Raw genomic sequence first — 16,541 nt, 5'->3', positions numbered from 1 at the left:
GCACAACGGCCCGCGGCCTGTTGAGCGCGGCGCACGAGCGGTCCATCACGTAGGAGTGTGGTTCAGGTGACATCCGGTCCGGCCCCCCAGCGCAAGCGCGCCCGAGAGGCGGCGCTCGCCCGTGCCGTCGAGGAGGGGCTGCTCGGCCCCGGCTCGCCCCTGGTCGGCCTGCTCGACGTCGACGGGGTGCTGGCCGCGGTGGACGCGCTGAACGAGGCGTTCGAGGGGCCGGCCACGGTCCACCACACCTTCGCGGCCAAGGCCTGCGGACTGGTGCCGGTACTGCGGCTGCTCGCCGAGGCCGGCATGGGCTGCGAAGTGGCCTCGCCGGGCGAGCTGGAACAGGCCCTCGCCGCCGGCTTCAGCCCGGACCGGCTGGTCTTCGACAGCCCCGCGAAGACGGTCGAGGAGCTGGAGTTCGCGCTGGAGCACGGCATCGCGATCAACCTGGACAACTTCCAGGAGCTGGCGCGCGTCGACCGGCTGCTGGCCGGACGCGAGCCGGCCGGACCCATCGGCCTGCGGGTGAATCCCCAGGTCGGTGCCGGCGCCATCGGGGCGATGAGCACCGCGACCGCGACGTCCAAATTCGGTGTCGCGCTGCGCGACCCGGGAGCTGTCGACGCGGTGATCGACGCCTTCGCCCGGCGGCCCTGGCTCAACCGCCTGCACGCGCACGTCGGCTCCCAGGGCTGCCCGCTGCCGCTGATCGCCCAGGGGGTCGGTGCCGCGTACGAGCTCGCGGAGCGGATCAACGAACAGCTGGGGCACGCCCGGATCACCGGCCTGGACATCGGTGGCGGCCTGCCCGTCAACTTCGACAGCGAGGACGACCGCCCCACCTACACCGACTACGTGGCCGAACTGCGCGCCGCTGCCCCCGGGCTCTTCGACGGCCGCTACACCCTCGTCACCGAGTTCGGCCGCTCGCTGCTGGCGAAGAGCGGCACCATCGGCTCGGTCGTCGAGTACACCAAGTCCGCCGGCGGCCGGCGGATCGCGGTCACCCACGCCGGAGCCCAGGTGGCCACCCGCACCGTGTTCATGCCCGAGGCATGGCCCCTGCGCGTCGGCGTGTTCGACGCCGCGGGCCGCCCCAAGGAGGGGCCGCTCCAGGTCGTGGACATCGCGGGACCGTGCTGCTTCGCCGGGGACCTGACCGCGACCGCCCGCGAACTCCCGGCGGTCGACCCCGGGGACGTGGTGGCGCTGTACGACACAGGGGCGTATTACTTCTCTTCGCACTTCTCATACAATTCCCTGCCCAGACCGGCTGTGTACGGATATCGCATGGATTTCGCCGGGAAGGTCCGTCTCGCCCTGGTCCGTGAGGCCCAGAGCGTGCGCGAAGTCGTCGAAGAGAGCGGCCTCTCCCACGCGGACGCCCTCGTGGCGCTGTGCGCGGACGGTCCGGAGCAAGGAACGAACAAGGAGGTGGCGGGGTGAAGCGTGTTCTCATATCCGCCGACATGGAAGGGGCGACGGGCACCGTCTCCCCGGCGGACGTCGCAGCGGGGACACCGCGCTACGAACGCTTCCGCCGGCTGCTCACCCGGGACGTCAACGCCGCGGTCGCCGGGTTCGCCGACGCGGGCGCGGAAGAGATCGTCGTCAATGACGCCCACTGCGGCATGGACAACGTGCTCATCGAGGAACTCGACCCGCGTGCGGTCCTGATCGTCGGCCGCCACAAGCCGCTCGGCATGATGGAAGGACTGGAGGAGGGCATCGACGCGGTGGCGTTCGTCGGCTACCACACCGGTGCCGGCGAACAGGGTGTCCTCGCGCACACCTATCTCTCGCACAGCATCCTCGGTGTCCGCATCGACGGCGAGCCGGCCGGCGAGGGGCACTTCAACGCCCTTGTCGCCGCCGAGGCGGGCGTCCCCGTCGTCCTGGTCACCGGTGACGACGTGACCTGCCGCGAAGCCGCCGGGTACGCGCCCGGCTGCCGGACCGTCACCGTGAAGAAGGCGATCTCCCGGCACTCGGCCGTCTGCCGCACCCCCGCCGTCACGGCGGCCGACATCCGCCGCGAGGCCGCGGCGGCCCTCTCGGCGCCCCCGCCCCGTCCCACCCCGCGCCCCGCACCGCACGTGGTGGAGGTCGACGTGGACAGCCCGCACCTCGCGGACCGTGCGGGCGCACTGTCCGGGGTCGAACTGTCCGGCCCCCGGACCATCCGCATGGAGACCCCCGACGCCGTCACGGCGCTGCGCCGCTTCCGGGCGCTCAGCTGGGTGATCGGCGGCGGTCGCGAGGGCGACTGGACCTGAGAACACCGCGGCCGGGCCCGGAACAGGCCGCCCGGCCGCGCCGCTTCGACGGCGCGCCCCTGCCCCGAGGGGTGTCCCGCGCCCCCGTACGACGTTGCCCACGACTGGAGCTGCCATGACTTCATCCGCACCGCAGAGAGAGCCGCAGAGCCCGCAACCGGAACTCAGCCGCTCCCTGCGCAACCGCCACATGTCGATGATCGCGATCGGCGGCGCGATCGGCGCCGGACTGTTCGTCGGCAGCGGCTCGGTGATCAAGACCGCCGGGCCCGCCGCGATCGTGTCCTACTGCCTGGCCGGCGCGCTGGTGCTGTGCACCATGCGGATGCTCGGCGAGATGGTCGTGGCGAAGCCGTCCGCGGGCTCCTTCGCCGACTACGCCCGCACCGCCATCGGGCCGTGGGCGGGCTTCACCATCGGCTGGCTGTACTGGTACTACTACGTCATCATCGTGGCCGTGGAGGCCGTCGCGGGAGCGGCGATCCTGCACGCGTGGATCGGGCTGCCGCTCTGGGTGCTGGCCATGGGCCTGATGGTCGTGATGACCGCGACCAACCTGCTCTCCGTGAAGTCGTTCGGCGAGTTCGAGTTCTGGTTCTCCTCCGTCAAGGTCGCCGCGATCGTGGCCTTCCTGATCGTCGGCGGCCTCTACGTCTTCGGAGGCTGGCCCGGCTCGTCCTTCGACTTCTCCAACCTGACCGCGCACGGCGGCTTCACACCGAACGGCTTCACCGCGATCTTCTCCGCGATCGTCGTGGTCATCTTCGCGTTCGGCGGAGCCGAGATCGTCACCATCGCCGCCGCCGAGAGCAAGGAGCCCGAGCGCTCGGTGGCCCGTGCCACCACCGGGATCATCTGGCGGATCATCCTCTTCTACGTCGGCTCCATCGTCCTGGTGGTCACCATCGTGCCGTGGGACAGCGCCAAGGTCCTGACCAGTCCGTACGTCGCGGCCTGGAACATCATCGGGCTGCCGGGCGCGGGTGTCGTGATGGACGTCGTGATCCTGACGGCCGTGCTGAGCGTGCTCAACTCCTCGGTCTACGTCTCCTCGCGGATGCTCCGGGCGCTGGCCACCCACGGCGACGCCCCCACCTGGCTGGTGACGACGAACAAGCGCCAGGTCCCGGTCCGCGCGATCCTCGCCGGGACCGCGGTCGGCTGGTTCTCGGTGCTGCTGGCCTACCTGTCCCCGGACACCGTCTTCACCTACCTGGTGAACTCCTCGGGCGCGATCGCCATCTTCATGTACCTCATGATCGGCGTGTCCCAGCTGCGCATGCGCCGCCGGCTGGAGCGCGAGGAGCCCGAGCGGCTGACCCTGCGCATGTGGCTCTTCCCGTATCTCACCTGGGTGGTGATGGCCGGCTTCGCCGCGGTGCTGGTGGCCATGGCCGTCATCGCCGACCAGCGCACCCAACTGCTCACCAGCGTCGGCAGTCTGGCCGTCGTTCTCGTCGCTTACGCGGTGCGCAAGGCGCGCGGCAGCCGTCCGGCGCCGGCCGTGACCGCGGTCGAGGGCGCCCCCGAGCCGGACTCGGTGTCCACCCGCTGACCCCCGCCGAACGCAGACCGCCCGCCCCTCACGGATGAGGGGCGGGCGGTCTGCGTCTCCACCGAGGCCGTGACCGGAATCGAACCGGTGTAACTCGAGTTGCAGTCGAGCCCCTAAGCCTCTCGGGCACACGGCCGTGCGTTGTTCTGTTCCCGACCGTATGCTCCGGGGGTCCCGGCGCCAAGAGTGCGGACGGCCCCGCAACGCGACTGCCACACGCCGTTCACGCCCGGCCGTCCGGTCCTACGACCAAGGAACCAGAACCGGACCGACCCGGGACAGGGGCCATGGTGGGTTTTGCCCCTTACTCTAGGGTTCATGACCGCCCTGGAACCGCGTGACGCCGAGGTCTCGGCCCGCACCGATGACACCGATGACCTGCATGAGACCGTCGTCGCCGCGGTACCGGAAGGGGTGCTCGGGCGGACCTATCGGGCGCTCAGCATCGGCATCGTCTCCGTCGTGTTCCTGATCGCCTTCGAGGCGACCGCGGTGGGGACCGCGATGCCGGTCGCCGCCCGCGAGCTGCACGGCATCCCGCTGTACGCGTTCGCGTTCTCGGCGTACTTCACCACCAGCCTCTTCGCCATGGTGCTCTCCGGCCAGTGGGCCGACCGGCGCGGTCCGCTGGGGCCGCTCGCCGCCGGGATCACCGCCTTCGGGGTGGGCCTGCTGCTGTCCGGGACCGCGGGCACCATGTGGATGTTCATCGCGGGGCGGGCCGTGCAGGGACTCGGCGGCGGGCTGGTGATCGTCGCGCTGTACGTGGTGGTCAGCCGGGCCTACCCGGAGCGGCTGCGGCCGGCGATCATGGCCGGGTTCGCGGCGAGCTGGGTGATCCCGTCCGTCGTCGGGCCGCTGGCCTCCGGAAGCGTGACCGAGCACCTGGGCTGGCGCTGGGTCTTCGTCGGCATTCCGGTCCTGGTGGTCTTCCCGCTGGCGCTCGCGCTCCCCGCGATCCGGCGGATGGCGTCCGGGTCCGCCGATCCGGCGGCGCCCGTCGAGCCGTTCGACCGCCGGCGCATCGTGCTCGCGCTGGCCATCTCGCTGGGTGCGGGGCTGCTCCAGTACGCCGGGCAGGAGCGGAACTGGTTCTCGCTGCTGCCGGCCGCCGCCGGGATCGCCCTGCTCGTCCCCGCGGTCCGCGGACTGCTGCCCCCGGGCACCGGCCGCGCGGCGCGCGGACTGCCCTCGGTGGTGCTGCTGCGCGGGGTGGCGGCCGGGTCGTTCATCGCCGCCGAGTCGTTCGTGCCCCTGATGCTGGTCACCCAGCGCGGCCTGTCCCCGACGATGGCCGGGCTGTCGCTCGCGGCCGGCGGCGCGACCTGGGCGCTGGGTTCGTTCCTGCAGTCCCGGCCGCGCCTGGAGCCGCACCGCGAGCGGCTGATGGTGGGCGGCATGGTGCTGGTCGCCCTGGCGATCGCGGCCGCGCCCACCGTGCTGATCGACGGGGTGCCGGTCTGGACGGTCGCCGCGGCCTGGGCGGTCGGCTGCCTCGGCATGGGCGCGGTGATCGCGTCGACGAGCGTGCTGCTGCTGAAGCTGTCCGCGCCGCAGGAGGCGGGGGCGAACTCCGCGGCCCTGCAGATCTCCGACGGGCTCTCCAACGCCCTGCTCCTGGCCGCGGGCGGCGCGGCGTTCGGCGCGCTCGGCGGGGGAGCGGTGGGGGCCGTGCACGAGGCCGTCGAGGCGGGGGCGTCCGGCTCGCATCCGGGGGCGTTCGCGGTGGTGTTCCTGCCGATGGCGGGGGTCGCGCTGGTGGGGGCGTGGGTGGCGACGCGGGTGCGGGAGCCGTGAGTGGTACCAGTCTGGCCCCACGTGGTGGTACCGTTCTGGTATGGCCATGAACCTGCGTCTTCGTGACGACCAGACCGAAGCCCTCAAGCAGCGTGCCGAGCAGGAGGGGACGAGTATGCACGCCATATTGCTCCAGGCCGTGGACGACTACCTGGCCAGGACCGCCCAGCAGGCCATCGTCCGCAAGACGGCGAAGGAGCAGGCGGCCAAGTGGGGCGAGCTCATGGAGCGGCTCAAGTGAGCTGTATCTACCTGTCCTCCGAAGACATCCTCGTCATCGCCGAACACGCCTGCCCTGACATGCAGATCGTGGTCCGCGACGCCGGGCTCCTCGAATCGGCGGCCCATCGGCCGTCCGCGGCCATGTTCGGCGAGGAGGCGTATCCGGACGTCGTGGACAAGGCGGCCGCGCTGCTCCAGTCCCTGGCGATCAACCGTCCGCTCTTCGACGGCAACAAACGCACCGCCTGGCTGTCCTGTGTGACCTTCCTCGCGATGAACGGGGTCGATCTCCGCCCGGACATCGACGCGGCGGAACGCCTGGTCATCGCCGTTGCCACGGGGGAGGCGGACGAGGTGAAGGTCATCTCCCAGGGGCTGCGCGACCTGGTCGCCGACCACGTGTGAGAGCCGTCGCAATTCGCCCCGGGGTGGCGGAGTCCAGGGCGGATCGCACCCCGCCCCCCGGTAGGGTGGCCCGGTTGTCGTATCGCGTGGGTGCCCGTCCCGGCCCGTGCGGACAGCGCCCCACGTACCCGAGAGACCCGAACCGGAGACCGTGACTACTACCGCCTCCCACCACCTCTCACCCGCCTTTCCCGGCCGCGCCCCCTGGGGTACGGCCGGGAAGCTGCGAGCCTGGCAGCAGGGCGCCATGGAGAGGTACATCCAGGAGCAGCCGCGCGACTTCCTCGCGGTCGCGACCCCCGGCGCCGGCAAGACCACCTTCGCGCTGACCCTCGCGTCATGGCTGCTGCACCACCACGTCGTGCAGCAGATCACCGTCGTCGCGCCGACCGAGCACCTCAAGAAGCAGTGGGCGGAGGCCGCCGCCCGGATAGGGATCAAGCTCGACCCGGACTACAGCGCCGGCCCCGTGAGCAAGGACTACCACGGGGTCGCGGTCACGTACGCGGGTGTCGGGGTCCGCCCGATGCTGCACCGCAACCGGTGCGAGCAGCGCAAGACCCTGGTGATCCTCGACGAGATCCACCACGCCGGTGACTCGAAGTCCTGGGGCGAGGCGTGCCAGGAGGCGTTCGACCCGGCGACCCGCCGGCTCTCGCTCACCGGTACGCCGTTCCGCTCCGACACCAACCCGATCCCCTTCGTCGTGTACGAGGAGGGCAACGACGGGATCCGGCGCTCCTCGGCCGACTACACCTACGGCTACGGCAACGCGCTCGCCGACGGCGTCGTCCGCCCGGTGATCTTCCTCAGCTACAGCGGCAACATGCGCTGGCGCACCAAGGCCGGTGACGAGATCGCCGCCCGGCTCGGCGAGCCGATGACCAAGGACGCCATCGGGCAGGCCTGGCGCACCGCGCTGGCGCCCACCGGCGACTGGATCCCCAATGTGCTCAGCGCCGCCGACAAGCGGCTGACCGAGGTCCGCAAGGGCATTCCCGACGCGGGCGGTCTGGTCATCGCGACCGACCAGGAGTCCGCCCGCGAGTACGCCAAGATCCTCAAGAGGGTCACCGGCGAGAAGGCCACCGTCGTCCTCTCCGACGAGAAGGCCGCGTCGAAGAGGATCGACCAGTTCACCGACGACGGATCGCGCTGGATGGTCGCCGTCCGCATGGTGTCGGAGGGCGTCGACGTGCCGCGCCTCGCGGTCGGTGTGTACGCCACCACCATCTCGACGCCGCTCTTCTTCGCCCAGGCCGTCGGCCGCTTCGTGCGCTCGCGCAGGCGCGGCGAGACCGCCTCGGTCTTCGTGCCGACGATCCCGATGCTCCTCGACTTCGCCAACGAGATGGAGGTCGAACGGGACCACGTCCTCGACAAGCCCAAGAAGGGCGGTGACGAGGAGAACCCGTTCGCCGAGGAGGACAAGCTCCTCGCCGACGCGGAGAAGCTGGAGGACGAGGAGACCGAGGAGCAGCTGCCCTTCGAGGCCCTCGAATCCGACGCGGTCTTCGACCGGGTGCTGTACGACGGTGCCGAGTTCGGCATGCAGGCGCACCCGGGCAGCGAGGAGGAGCAGGACTACCTCGGGATCCCGGGGCTGCTCGAACCCGACCAGGTGCAGCTGCTGCTCCAGAAGCGGCAGACCCGGCAGATCGCGCACAGCCGCCAGAAGCCGGCCTCCGAGGCCGATCTGCTGGAGAAGCCGGCCGAGGACCGGCCGGTGGTCACGCACAAGCAGCTGCTGGGGCTGCGCAAGCAGCTGAACACCATGGTGTCGGCCTACACGCACCAGAGCGGCAAGCCGCACGGGGTCATCCACACCGAGCTGCGGCGGGTGTGCGGCGGGCCGCCGAGCGCGGAGGCCACGGCCGGGCAGATCGAGCAGCGGATCAAGAAGGTCCAGGAGTGGGCCACCCGTATGACGTGAGCCCACCGGAGCACGCGGGCACCGGCCCGGGGTACAGGACAGCAGTCCTCGCCCCGGGCCGGTGTCATGAGCGGGCCGGCTTCATGGGGCTGAGGCCGGTGTCATGAGGGGGCCGCCGCTACCAGAGGAACGCGGCGGACTGTGCGGTCGTCGCCACGCACGGCACGGTGGCCGACGTCGGGGACGAGGCCACGATCCGCAGCGACCAGTTGGAGGTGGTCGGGGGAGTGGGCAGCACCACGGAGTCGGTGCTGTCCCCGGCCGCGAGGGTGCCGGAGCTGAGCTTCAGCGGGCCGAGGGTGATGGGGTTGCCGCCGCTCAGACCGGGGTTGGTCTTCGCGGAGAACTGGACCTGACTGGTGACGCCGCCCGAGGTCTTGGCCAGGGTCAGCGTCGTGGTGATGCTGTTCGGGTCGGCGCTCGTGCCGGTCGGCATGGTGATCGCCGTGGAGGTGATCTTGATGGTCTTGCTCGTGCCCGAGTCGGCGGCGGTCAGGGTGGCGAGACCCTTGCCCCAGGAGCCGCAGTCGTAGCTCGCCGTCGCGGTGAGCGGGGTGACGGCCGAGGCCGTCGGGGACGACAGCGCGAGCAGTGCGCCGACGGAACACGCCGCGCCCAGCACCAGCGGCAGGCGTCTTCGGCTCGGGGTGTGGCCTGAAGAGATCGACATGACGGGTGGAACTCCTTCCGGTTTGAATTCCGCAGATTCGCTGTAGCTGCACCAGCCTGCGGATCTGCGTGCCGGGCCCGGCATGTCGGGTGCAGTGAAACGGTGATCTTCGAAGATGTCAACAGATGTGCAGGAAACGCGTGCTGAAATGCTTTTCGGGCATTTCCGAAAGGATCAATTCGGTCTCTCTTGACTTCTCTGCGCGTGACCTCCTCAATATGCGCAATCAATGGGCCATGAAAGGGTGTCAGGTGATCCGACGTCGAAGACCCGGGGTGACCGGTCTGCTCGCAGCCTGCTTCGTACTGTCGCTGGGCTGTGTCGGGGCCGCCGCGCCGCTCCCGCCATACCACGCCGCGGCGGCCGCGGCCGGCACGGTCGCCCCGACCGTCCACTGCACCCTGCCCGCGGGCCAGGGAGAGGCGACCGGGCCGCAGGAGATGACCGTCGTGCTGTCGCCCGCGGTCGTCGCCCCGGGCGGCAAGGTGCACGCCGAGGTGACGCTCGGGGCGTCCCCCGCCACCAGCGCCATCGCCCTGGAGGACGTGCCGACCATCCCCAGCCTCGACCTCGCGATGTCCGGCGGGGCCACCGGTACCGTCACCGTGCGGGGCGCCGAGTTCACCATGGACGTCCCGGCCGGGGAACCGATCGAGATCCCCGCGTACGAGGGCGACTTCCTGGTTCCGGCGGACGCCTCCGGTGAGATCTCACTTGCTCCGGTCCGCACCCTGACCCAGACCAAGGTGCTCGGTTCGGTCTTCGAGACACCGTGCGACGTCGTCGGCGACGTGGGCAGCGTCGGCACCGTCACGGCGGAGGGTTCCGCTTCCGAGCCCGCCACCCTGACCGCTCCCGCCGATCCGGTGCGCCCGAACACCGCGGTCAAGCTGCGCGGTTCGCAGTGGACGCCGGACGCCGCCCCCGTACCGTCGCTCTGCGCGGTGGGCGGTGGCGGCTGCGATCCGCTGAAGTTCGCCTCGCACACCCTGAGGATCGACTCCTACGGCACGCTCACCGGCACCGCGACCCTCGGCGAGGCCGGGGCGGTGCCCGACGGCAGTTACGAGGTGAAGGTCAACGACGGCACGAAGGAGGCGACCGCACCCCTCACCGTCAAGGCCGTCGCCGCCGGCAACCGGGAGATAGCGCTGTCCGCGGACAGCGGGCCGGTCGGCAGCGTGGTCACCGTCAGCGGGCGGAACTACAACCCGGACCGCTGGATCAACATCATCGGCCTCGACGCCGCGGGCAGCGGGCTCGACGACAGCGCGGTCTACGTCAAGAGCGGTCCGGACGGCACCTTCGCCGTCGAGTTCACCGTCATCTCCGATGCGGTCGTCGCCGTCCAGGCCGACGAGGGCAACGACCCGGCGACCGTACGCACGGCGCCGTTCACCGTCACCACCGAGGGTGGCGGCGGGGGCGGCGGCGAGAGCGAACAGCGGCTGACCACCGAGGTCAGGGCCGGGACGCTGTCCATGACCCAGGCCGGTGACACCGTCGACTTCGGCACCACGGTGCTCGGCACGGACACCGGTGTGCAGAAGGCCAGGCTCAACCGGGTCGAGGTGGAGGACGCCCGCGGCGTCAACAGCGGATGGTCGCTGACCGCCACCCTCACCGGCTTCAGGAGCGCCGACGGGAACACCATCGCGGCCGACGCCGTGCGGTGGACACCGGCCTGCACCGCGCAGTCCGGGAGCACGGGGGCGCCGGTCGCCGGATCGCCCGCCGCGCTCGGGAGCGGGGCGGCGAGCCTGTGCCGGATGGATCCGGACGGATCACGTCCGTTCACCGGTGGCCGGTTCGACGCCGATGCCGGTCTCACGCTCACGGTTCCCGAATTCACCCGGCCCGGAGATTACAGCGCCACTCTGACCCTGACCCTGCTGTAACGGGGTCGCTGGGGTAAGCCCGTCCGGACGCCCGTCTGCTCCATACGGCAATGGAGCGGACGGGCGTTTCCCATTCCGCGTTCGGACCTTCCGCGTTCGGACCTTCCGAGTTCGGGCCGTCCACATTCGGATCACCCGCGTTCGGATCACTCGTATTCGGATCATTCGCATTCCGCTTCCTTTGGAGGAGCAGTATGTTCGCGCATCGCAGACCCGCCGTCCCGAGAAGGCCGGGCGGCTCGGCATTACGCCGCGCCGTCGCCCTCGGCGCCACGACCCTGCTCGTCTGGACCGGCGGATCCGCCGCCCTGGCACCTCTCGCACACGCCGGTACGGTCACCCCGACCGTCCACTGCACCCTGCCGGCCGGCCAGGGCGAGGCGACCGGGCCGCAGGAGATGAACGTCGAGCTCACGCCCGACGTCGTCGACCCGGGCGGCAAGGTCCACGCGAAGGTGACGCTCGGCCCGTCCCCCGCCACCAGCGGGCTCAGCCTCAGCGACGTACCCACCACCCCGAGCCTCGACCTCGCGATGTCCGGCGGCGCCACCGGCACGGTGACCGTCACCGGACCCCAGGTCTCCCTGGACGTCCCGTCCGGGAAGCCGATCGAGATCCCGCCGTACGAAGGGGACTTCCTCATCCCGGCCGACGCGAGCGGGCCGATCTCCTTCACCCCGCTGCGCAATCTGACCCGTACGAAGGTCCTCGGCTCCAACTACGAGACACCGTGCGTCGTGACCGCCGGCGGCGGGTCCATCGGCACCGTCACCGCGGAGGGCAGCGCCGGGCAGCCGCCCACGCTGATCGCCCCCACCACCCCGGTGCGGCCGTCCACCGCGGTGACCCTGGCGGGCAGCCGGTGGACACCGTCCGCAAGTCCCGTACCGTCGCTCTGCTCGGCGGACGGCGGCGGCTGCGACCCCGCCAAGTTCGCCGCCTCCACCCTCGTGATCGACGCCTCCGGCCAGCTGACCGGCAACGCTGTGCTCGCCGAGGCGGGCGCCGTGCCGGACGGCTCGTACCTCCTGAAGGTCGGCGACGGTACCAAGGAGGCGACCGCGCCCCTCACCGTCCGGGCCTTCGTCCCCGACGGGCCGCGTGCGATCGCGCTGTCCCGCGGCAGCGGGCCGGTCGGCGGCGTCATCACCGTCACCGGGAGCAACTACCTCCAGGACCGGTGGATCAACACCGTCGCCCTCGACGCGAGCGGGGCGACCCTCGACGACACCGCTGTCTACGTGAAGAGCGGGTCCGACGGGAAGTTCAGCGTCGAGCTCACCGTCTCGGACCCGGCGATCGCCGCGATCCAGGTCGACGAGGGCAATGACCCGGCGACCGTACTGACCGCGCCGTTCACCGTGACCGAGACCACCGCGACACTCTCGGCGGGCACGGCCAAGGTCAAACCGGGCGGGGCCATCGGCGTCTCCGGTGACGGCTGGCCGTCCGGCGTCACCCCGGCCGCCGCGCTGTGCGCAGCCGACGGCAGCGGCTGCGACGCGGCCCGCGTCAGCGGCTCCACCCTCAAGATCACCGCCGACGGCACCCTCACGGGTACGGTCACCGTCGCCGGATCCACCCCGCGCGACGTGTACGCGCTCCGCGTCACCGCGGGCGGCTCGGAGGCGCTCACCCAGCTGACGGTCTCCCCGACCTTCGTCGTCCTCACCCCGGCGGCCGGGCCGAAGGGCACCGCGGTCACCGTTCTCGGACAGGGCTTCGCGAAGGTGGCGACCGTGTCGATCGTCGGGCTGCGGGCGGACGGCTCACAGACCTCCGATTCGGTGCGGACCAAGGTGGTCGGCCTCGACGGGGCGTTCTCGCAGACCTTCACCGTCAACGCGGCCGACACCGTCGCGATCCGGGTCCGGGAGGTCCTCGTCAACCCGCGCACCGAGACAGCCGCCTTCACCGTCCAGGACGGCACGGTCCCGGCCGGGGCGTCCTTCGCGCTCTCGCCGCCCGAAGGGCCGGTCGGCACGGTGGTCCAGGTGACGGGCCGCGGCTTCGCGCCCGTCGCCACGGTCTCCGTGACCGGACGCACCGCGGACGGGAAGCAGACCGCCGACTCCTACGTCACCCGGATCATCGGACTCGACAGCACCTTCGCCCTCAACTTCACCGTCCGGGACCCCGCGACGAAGTCGATCCGGGCCTGCGAAGTACTGGTGAACGGAAAAACCGTCCAGCAATTGTTCACCGTGAGTTAACGCTGGTTCACCTCCGGTGTACGGAGCGTCGCGAGGGAGTCGGCCGACATGGACGCGCGTAGATGTGCGCCATTCGGCCGACGCCCCGCTGACCGGCACTTATGCTCGTCCGGCACAAACGCTTTTCCGGGAGCGCCCGGATTCTGGACGAGGTCTTCCGCTGAGCGGACTGGCTCGCTACTGTCCCAAAAATGTGAACGCCCCGTGGCAACGCCGCCGCGGAGCGCAGCCGGTGCCTTGGCCAGGCCGGCGGCCTCTCCGTGCGTCGCCGCTGGGACCGGTGACGCACAATCCGTGGGAATCAGCCGCTGCCGCTCACCAAAGAGGAGAGGGCGTCGTGACCGCGGAGACCTCGCAGACGCTCGACCGAGGACTGCGTGTCCTCAAGCTGCTTGCCGACACCGACCACGGACTGACGGTCACCGAGTTGTCCAACAAACTCGGCGTCAACCGCACAGTGGTCTACCGTCTGCTCGCGACCCTGGAACAACACACCCTGATCCGGCGTGACTTGGGCGGCCGGGCCAGAGTCGGCCTGGGCGTGCTGCGCCTGGGCCGTCAGGTGCATCCCCTCGTCCGGGAGGCCGCGCTGCCCGCGCTGCGCTCCCTGGCCGAGGACATCGGTGCCACGGCCCACCTCACGCTCGTCGACGGCACGGACGCGCTGGCGGTCGCGGTCGTCGAACCGACCTGGACGGACTACCACGTGGCGTACCGGGCCGGCTTCCGCCACCCGCTCGACCGGGGTGCGGCGGGCAGGGCGATCCTCGCCGCACGGCAGCAGCCGGTGGGCGAGACCGCGTTCACCCTCACCCACGGCGAGCTCGAAGCCGGGGCGAGCGGCGCGGCGGCCGCGCTGATGGGGGTGACGGGGGTCGAGGGAAGCGTGGGCGTGGTGATGCTCGCGGACGCGGTCCCGGAACGGGTCGGCCCCCGGGTCGTGGACGCGGCCCGCGAGGTCGCGGACGCGCTGCGTTAGCGCGGGTTCCCTGGGCTCGGGGTTCCGTCCTCAATCGCCGGACGGGCTTGGTGTGTGCGGGTGCCCCCGCAGGGTGCGCGTTACCCGTGGGTGGGGGTCCGGTGCCCCTCCGGGGCGTCTCCTCGGACGACGAACGTGCGGCGGGTACGCAAACGGACCCGGGTATCTGTTCGTCGTCCTGCGGGGACTCCCCTGCACGGCCCCGGACCCGGCCGTCCCGCGTCTGCGGCAGTCATCGGGCCGGTGTGCAGACGCGTGTGATGCAGGGGTGGGGACGTGCAGGGGAGTCCCCGCAGGAAATGGCGTACGGCCCGGGTCCCTCTCGGACCCGGGTGAACACGCCATTTTTGAGGAGACGCCCCGGAGGGGCACCGCCCCCCGCCCACCGGGCAGGTGCACCCTGCGGGGCACCCGACGCCACCCAAGCCCGTCCGGCGATTGAGGACGGAACCCCGCACCCCGGACCGGAACCCCGCACCAAGGAACCCCGCACCAAGGAACCCCGGATAGATTGGGCGGGTGCTCACACGTCTCTCGCGCCCCCGCACCCTCGCCCTCTGCGCCCTCCCCGTGCTCGCCCTCTTCGGTGTGGCCGCCTTCGCGCCGTTGCCGTTCACGCTGGCGCAGCCCGGTACGACGGCGAATGTGCTCGGGGACGACCACGGCACACCGGTGATCACCATCGAGGGCACCCCCACCCGGCCCACCAAGGGCCAGCTGCGGATGACGACGATCGTGGCGACCGGGCCCACCGCCGATGTGGGGATCGGTGACGTGCTCGACAGCTGGTTCCGTACGGACCGGGCGGTCATGCCCCGCGACTCCGTCTACCCGACCGGCGGTTCCGAGAAGCAGATCGAGAAGCACAACCTCGACGACATGGTGAAGTCGCAGGACTCGGCGGTGGACGCCGCCCTGAACTACCTCGGCAGGAAGCCCGGCTCGGTCGACGTCACCCTGCACCTCGCCGACGTGGGTGGCCCCAGCGCGGGCCTGTTCTTCGCGCTCGGCATCGTCGACAAGCTGGACGGCGACGGCTCCGGGGGCGATCTCACCGGCGGCCGCACCATCGCCGGCACCGGCACCATCCAGGCGGACGGCAAGGTCGGCGCGGTCGGCGGTGTCTCGCTCAAGACGCAGGCGGCCCGCCGGGACGGGGCGAGCGTCTTCCTCGTACCGAAGGCCGAGTGCAAGGAGGCGCACGCCGAGCTTCCCGGCGGGCTCCGGCTGATCCCGGTCACGACCCTGAAGGGCGCGGTCTCCTCGCTGCGGGCGCTGGATCACGGGGGCAAGGTCCCGAGCTGCTGACCGGCTGCTCCACAGGGCCCGAGGGCTCATCCGGACCGGTGCACGGCTCGTCGTCCATCGTCCGCCAGGCCGGGAAGACCAGCGGGCTCAGCGTCGCGAGCAGGTAGACCCCGCCCATCGCCAGCAGTGCCCCCGAGGCGCCCGCGCTCTCCACCAGCAGCCCGGCCGCCAGCCCGCCCACCGGCATGGCCAGCTCGCACCCGGCGGTGATCGCTCCGGAGACCCGGCTGCGCAGCGCGTCGGGGACGCTCCCGTAGATCACCGTCGCCAGGATCGGGTTCAGGACGCCGCCCGCGATCCCGCTCAGCACCATCGTCACGGCCAGCGGCAGCGTCGTCCCGGTCAGCGCCGCGACCAGGAACCTCGGCGCCCCGCACAGGATCACGCAGACGCTGAACACGGCCCGCCGCGAGTAGCGGTGCCCCACCGCCCCGTACAGCAGGGCCCCGGTCAGCCCGCCCGCGCCGAACAGTGCGGTGAGCAGCCCGAGATCCCGCGCCCCGCCCAGCTCGGCCGACGCGTGCACCGGCAGCAGCACGGCGTTCCAGCCCTGGTCGGTGCCGTTCATGAACAGGACCATCACGACGACGCCCAGCAGCAGCCGGTTGCCGAGCAAGTAGGCGTATCCCTCGCGCAGTTCACGCTTGTAGGCGGGCAGCGAGACGGGTGCCCCGGCCTTGACGGGCTCGGCCGCGCGTACGCCCCGCAGGCCTGCCGCGATGAGCGCGGCCGAGGTGAGGAAGGTCGCCGCGTCCAGCAGCAGCACGGTCTCCGCGCCGACCAGGGCGATCAGTACCCCGGCCAGCGCCGCCCCGACCATCCTGGCCCCGCGCGAGACCGCGTCGAAGAGGCTGGCGGCGCGGGGGAGGGTGGTGCCGGCGTGGTCGGCGAGGTCGGGGACCAGGACGTAGCGCGCGGTGTTGCCGGGCGTGTGGAACAGGCCGTTGACGGCCATCAGGACGCAAAGCATCCAGAAGGCGAGTGCGTCGGCGTAGTACAGCAACGGGACCGCGGCGACGGCGAGTCCGCACACCGTGTCGGAGGCGACGGAGACCCGGCGCCGGCCGATCCGGTCGATGAGTGGCCCGCCGATCAGTGCGGAGACGACGATCGGGAGGGTCGCGCAGAAGGCGACGAACCCGGCCCGGCCGGCACTGCCGGTGGTCTCCAGGACGAACCACGGAACGCCGATGAGGGTGAGTGAAGTACCGGCTGTCGATATGGAGTTGGCGGCCAGTACGGCTACGAGCGGTACCCGGTCCGGCGTGCTCTTCCCCCCGCCCAC

Annotated in this window: 13 protein-coding genes and 1 tRNA gene; 11 read left to right on the top strand and 3 right to left on the bottom strand. The window is 71.4% G+C overall.

Annotated features, from left to right (window positions below; genetic code table 11):
- Positions 1–66: 66 nt before the first annotated feature.
- From AB0I52_RS17550 to AB0I52_RS17540, 3 genes are all read left to right on the top strand, one after another.
- Positions 67–1,446: a diaminopimelate decarboxylase gene (locus tag AB0I52_RS17550; protein WP_363073469.1), complete on the top strand. Its 1,380-nt coding sequence runs from the start codon at positions 67–69 to the stop codon at positions 1,444–1,446.
- Positions 1,443–2,276 (top strand): M55 family metallopeptidase, encoded by an 834-nt coding sequence (locus AB0I52_RS17545; RefSeq protein WP_363073467.1) that lies wholly within the window; start codon positions 1,443–1,445, stop codon positions 2,274–2,276. Before AB0I52_RS17550 ends, AB0I52_RS17545 begins: the two co-directional genes overlap by 4 nt.
- A 115-nt stretch (positions 2,277–2,391) precedes the next feature.
- Entirely contained in the window at positions 2,392–3,831 is a 1,440-nt protein-coding gene (locus AB0I52_RS17540) for an amino acid permease (RefSeq protein WP_363073465.1), read from the top strand.
- 64 nt (positions 3,832–3,895) lie between these two features.
- Here AB0I52_RS17540 and AB0I52_RS17535 read toward each other — a convergent pair.
- Positions 3,896–3,967: transfer RNA gene (locus AB0I52_RS17535), tRNA-Cys, on the bottom strand.
- 182 nt (positions 3,968–4,149) lie between these two features.
- On the opposite strand from AB0I52_RS17535, the gene AB0I52_RS17530 reads away from it, so the two are divergent.
- The 4 genes from AB0I52_RS17530 (at position 4,150) to AB0I52_RS17515 (ending at position 8,188) form a co-directional block, all read left to right on the top strand.
- Complete coding sequence (locus AB0I52_RS17530) at positions 4,150–5,628, top strand: MFS transporter (RefSeq protein WP_363073463.1); 1,479 nt, start codon at positions 4,150–4,152, stop codon at positions 5,626–5,628.
- A 40-nt stretch (positions 5,629–5,668) separates the two neighbouring features.
- Positions 5,669–5,869 (top strand): ribbon-helix-helix protein, CopG family, encoded by a 201-nt coding sequence (locus AB0I52_RS17525; protein ID WP_073738190.1) that lies wholly within the window; start codon positions 5,669–5,671, stop codon positions 5,867–5,869.
- The gene (locus tag AB0I52_RS17520) at positions 5,866–6,255 is read left to right on the top strand and encodes a Fic family protein (protein ID WP_363073461.1); all 390 of its coding nucleotides are present in this window, start codon (positions 5,866–5,868) and stop codon (positions 6,253–6,255) included. Before AB0I52_RS17525 ends, AB0I52_RS17520 begins: the two co-directional genes overlap by 4 nt.
- A 151-nt stretch (positions 6,256–6,406) precedes the next feature.
- Positions 6,407–8,188: a DEAD/DEAH box helicase gene (locus tag AB0I52_RS17515; RefSeq protein ID WP_363073459.1), complete on the top strand. Its 1,782-nt coding sequence runs from the start codon at positions 6,407–6,409 to the stop codon at positions 8,186–8,188.
- 118 nt (positions 8,189–8,306) lie between these two features.
- Here the strand turns inward: AB0I52_RS17515 and AB0I52_RS17510 are convergent, their stop codons facing one another.
- Positions 8,307–8,858 carry a hypothetical protein gene (locus tag AB0I52_RS17510; RefSeq protein WP_363073457.1) on the bottom strand — a complete coding sequence of 184 codons (552 nt, stop codon included), beginning with the start codon at positions 8,856–8,858 and terminating at the stop codon, positions 8,307–8,309.
- 251 nt (positions 8,859–9,109) lie between these two features.
- On the opposite strand from AB0I52_RS17510, the gene AB0I52_RS17505 reads away from it, so the two are divergent.
- The 4 genes from AB0I52_RS17505 (at position 9,110) to AB0I52_RS17490 (ending at position 15,256) form a co-directional block, all read left to right on the top strand.
- Positions 9,110–10,756, top strand: a complete 1,647-nt coding sequence (locus tag AB0I52_RS17505) for a WxL domain-containing protein (protein ID WP_363073455.1) — start codon at positions 9,110–9,112, stop codon at positions 10,754–10,756.
- Positions 10,757–10,950: 194 nt separating this feature from the next.
- A complete protein-coding gene (locus tag AB0I52_RS17500) occupies positions 10,951–12,969 on the top strand; it encodes a hypothetical protein (protein WP_363073453.1) in 2,019 nt (672 codons plus the stop codon).
- A 337-nt stretch (positions 12,970–13,306) separates the two neighbouring features.
- On the top strand, positions 13,307–13,948 hold the full coding sequence (locus AB0I52_RS17495; protein WP_363073451.1) for a helix-turn-helix domain-containing protein: 642 nt from the start codon (positions 13,307–13,309) through the stop codon (positions 13,946–13,948).
- A 519-nt stretch (positions 13,949–14,467) separates the two neighbouring features.
- Positions 14,468–15,256, top strand: coding sequence for a S16 family serine protease (locus tag AB0I52_RS17490; RefSeq protein WP_363073449.1), 789 nt, complete (start codon positions 14,468–14,470; stop codon positions 15,254–15,256).
- Here AB0I52_RS17490 and AB0I52_RS17485 read toward each other — a convergent pair.
- Complete coding sequence (locus AB0I52_RS17485; protein WP_363073447.1) at positions 15,186–16,541, bottom strand: MFS transporter; 1,356 nt, start codon at positions 16,539–16,541, stop codon at positions 15,186–15,188. The genes AB0I52_RS17490 and AB0I52_RS17485 overlap by 71 nt on opposite strands.

The organism is Streptomyces sp. NPDC050423 (genome assembly GCF_040655445.1).
Taxonomy (GTDB): domain Bacteria; phylum Actinomycetota; class Actinomycetes; order Streptomycetales; family Streptomycetaceae; genus Streptomyces.
The sequence above is the reverse complement of the archived record's forward strand: the minus strand, read 5'-3'. Positions and strand labels throughout refer to the sequence as shown.

Coding starts and splice junctions, on each gene's coding strand:
- AB0I52_RS17540 (WP_363073465.1), top strand. CDS start 2,392: ATGACTTCATCCGCACCGCAGAGAGAGCCGCAGAGCCCGCAACCGGAA.
- AB0I52_RS17530 (WP_363073463.1), top strand. CDS start 4,150: ATGACCGCCCTGGAACCGCGTGACGCCGAGGTCTCGGCCCGCACCGAT.
- AB0I52_RS17525 (WP_073738190.1), top strand. CDS start 5,669: ATGGCCATGAACCTGCGTCTTCGTGACGACCAGACCGAAGCCCTCAAG.
- AB0I52_RS17510 (WP_363073457.1), bottom strand. CDS start 8,858: ATGTCGATCTCTTCAGGCCACACCCCGAGCCGAAGACGCCTGCCGCTG.
- AB0I52_RS17500 (WP_363073453.1), top strand. CDS start 10,951: ATGTTCGCGCATCGCAGACCCGCCGTCCCGAGAAGGCCGGGCGGCTCG.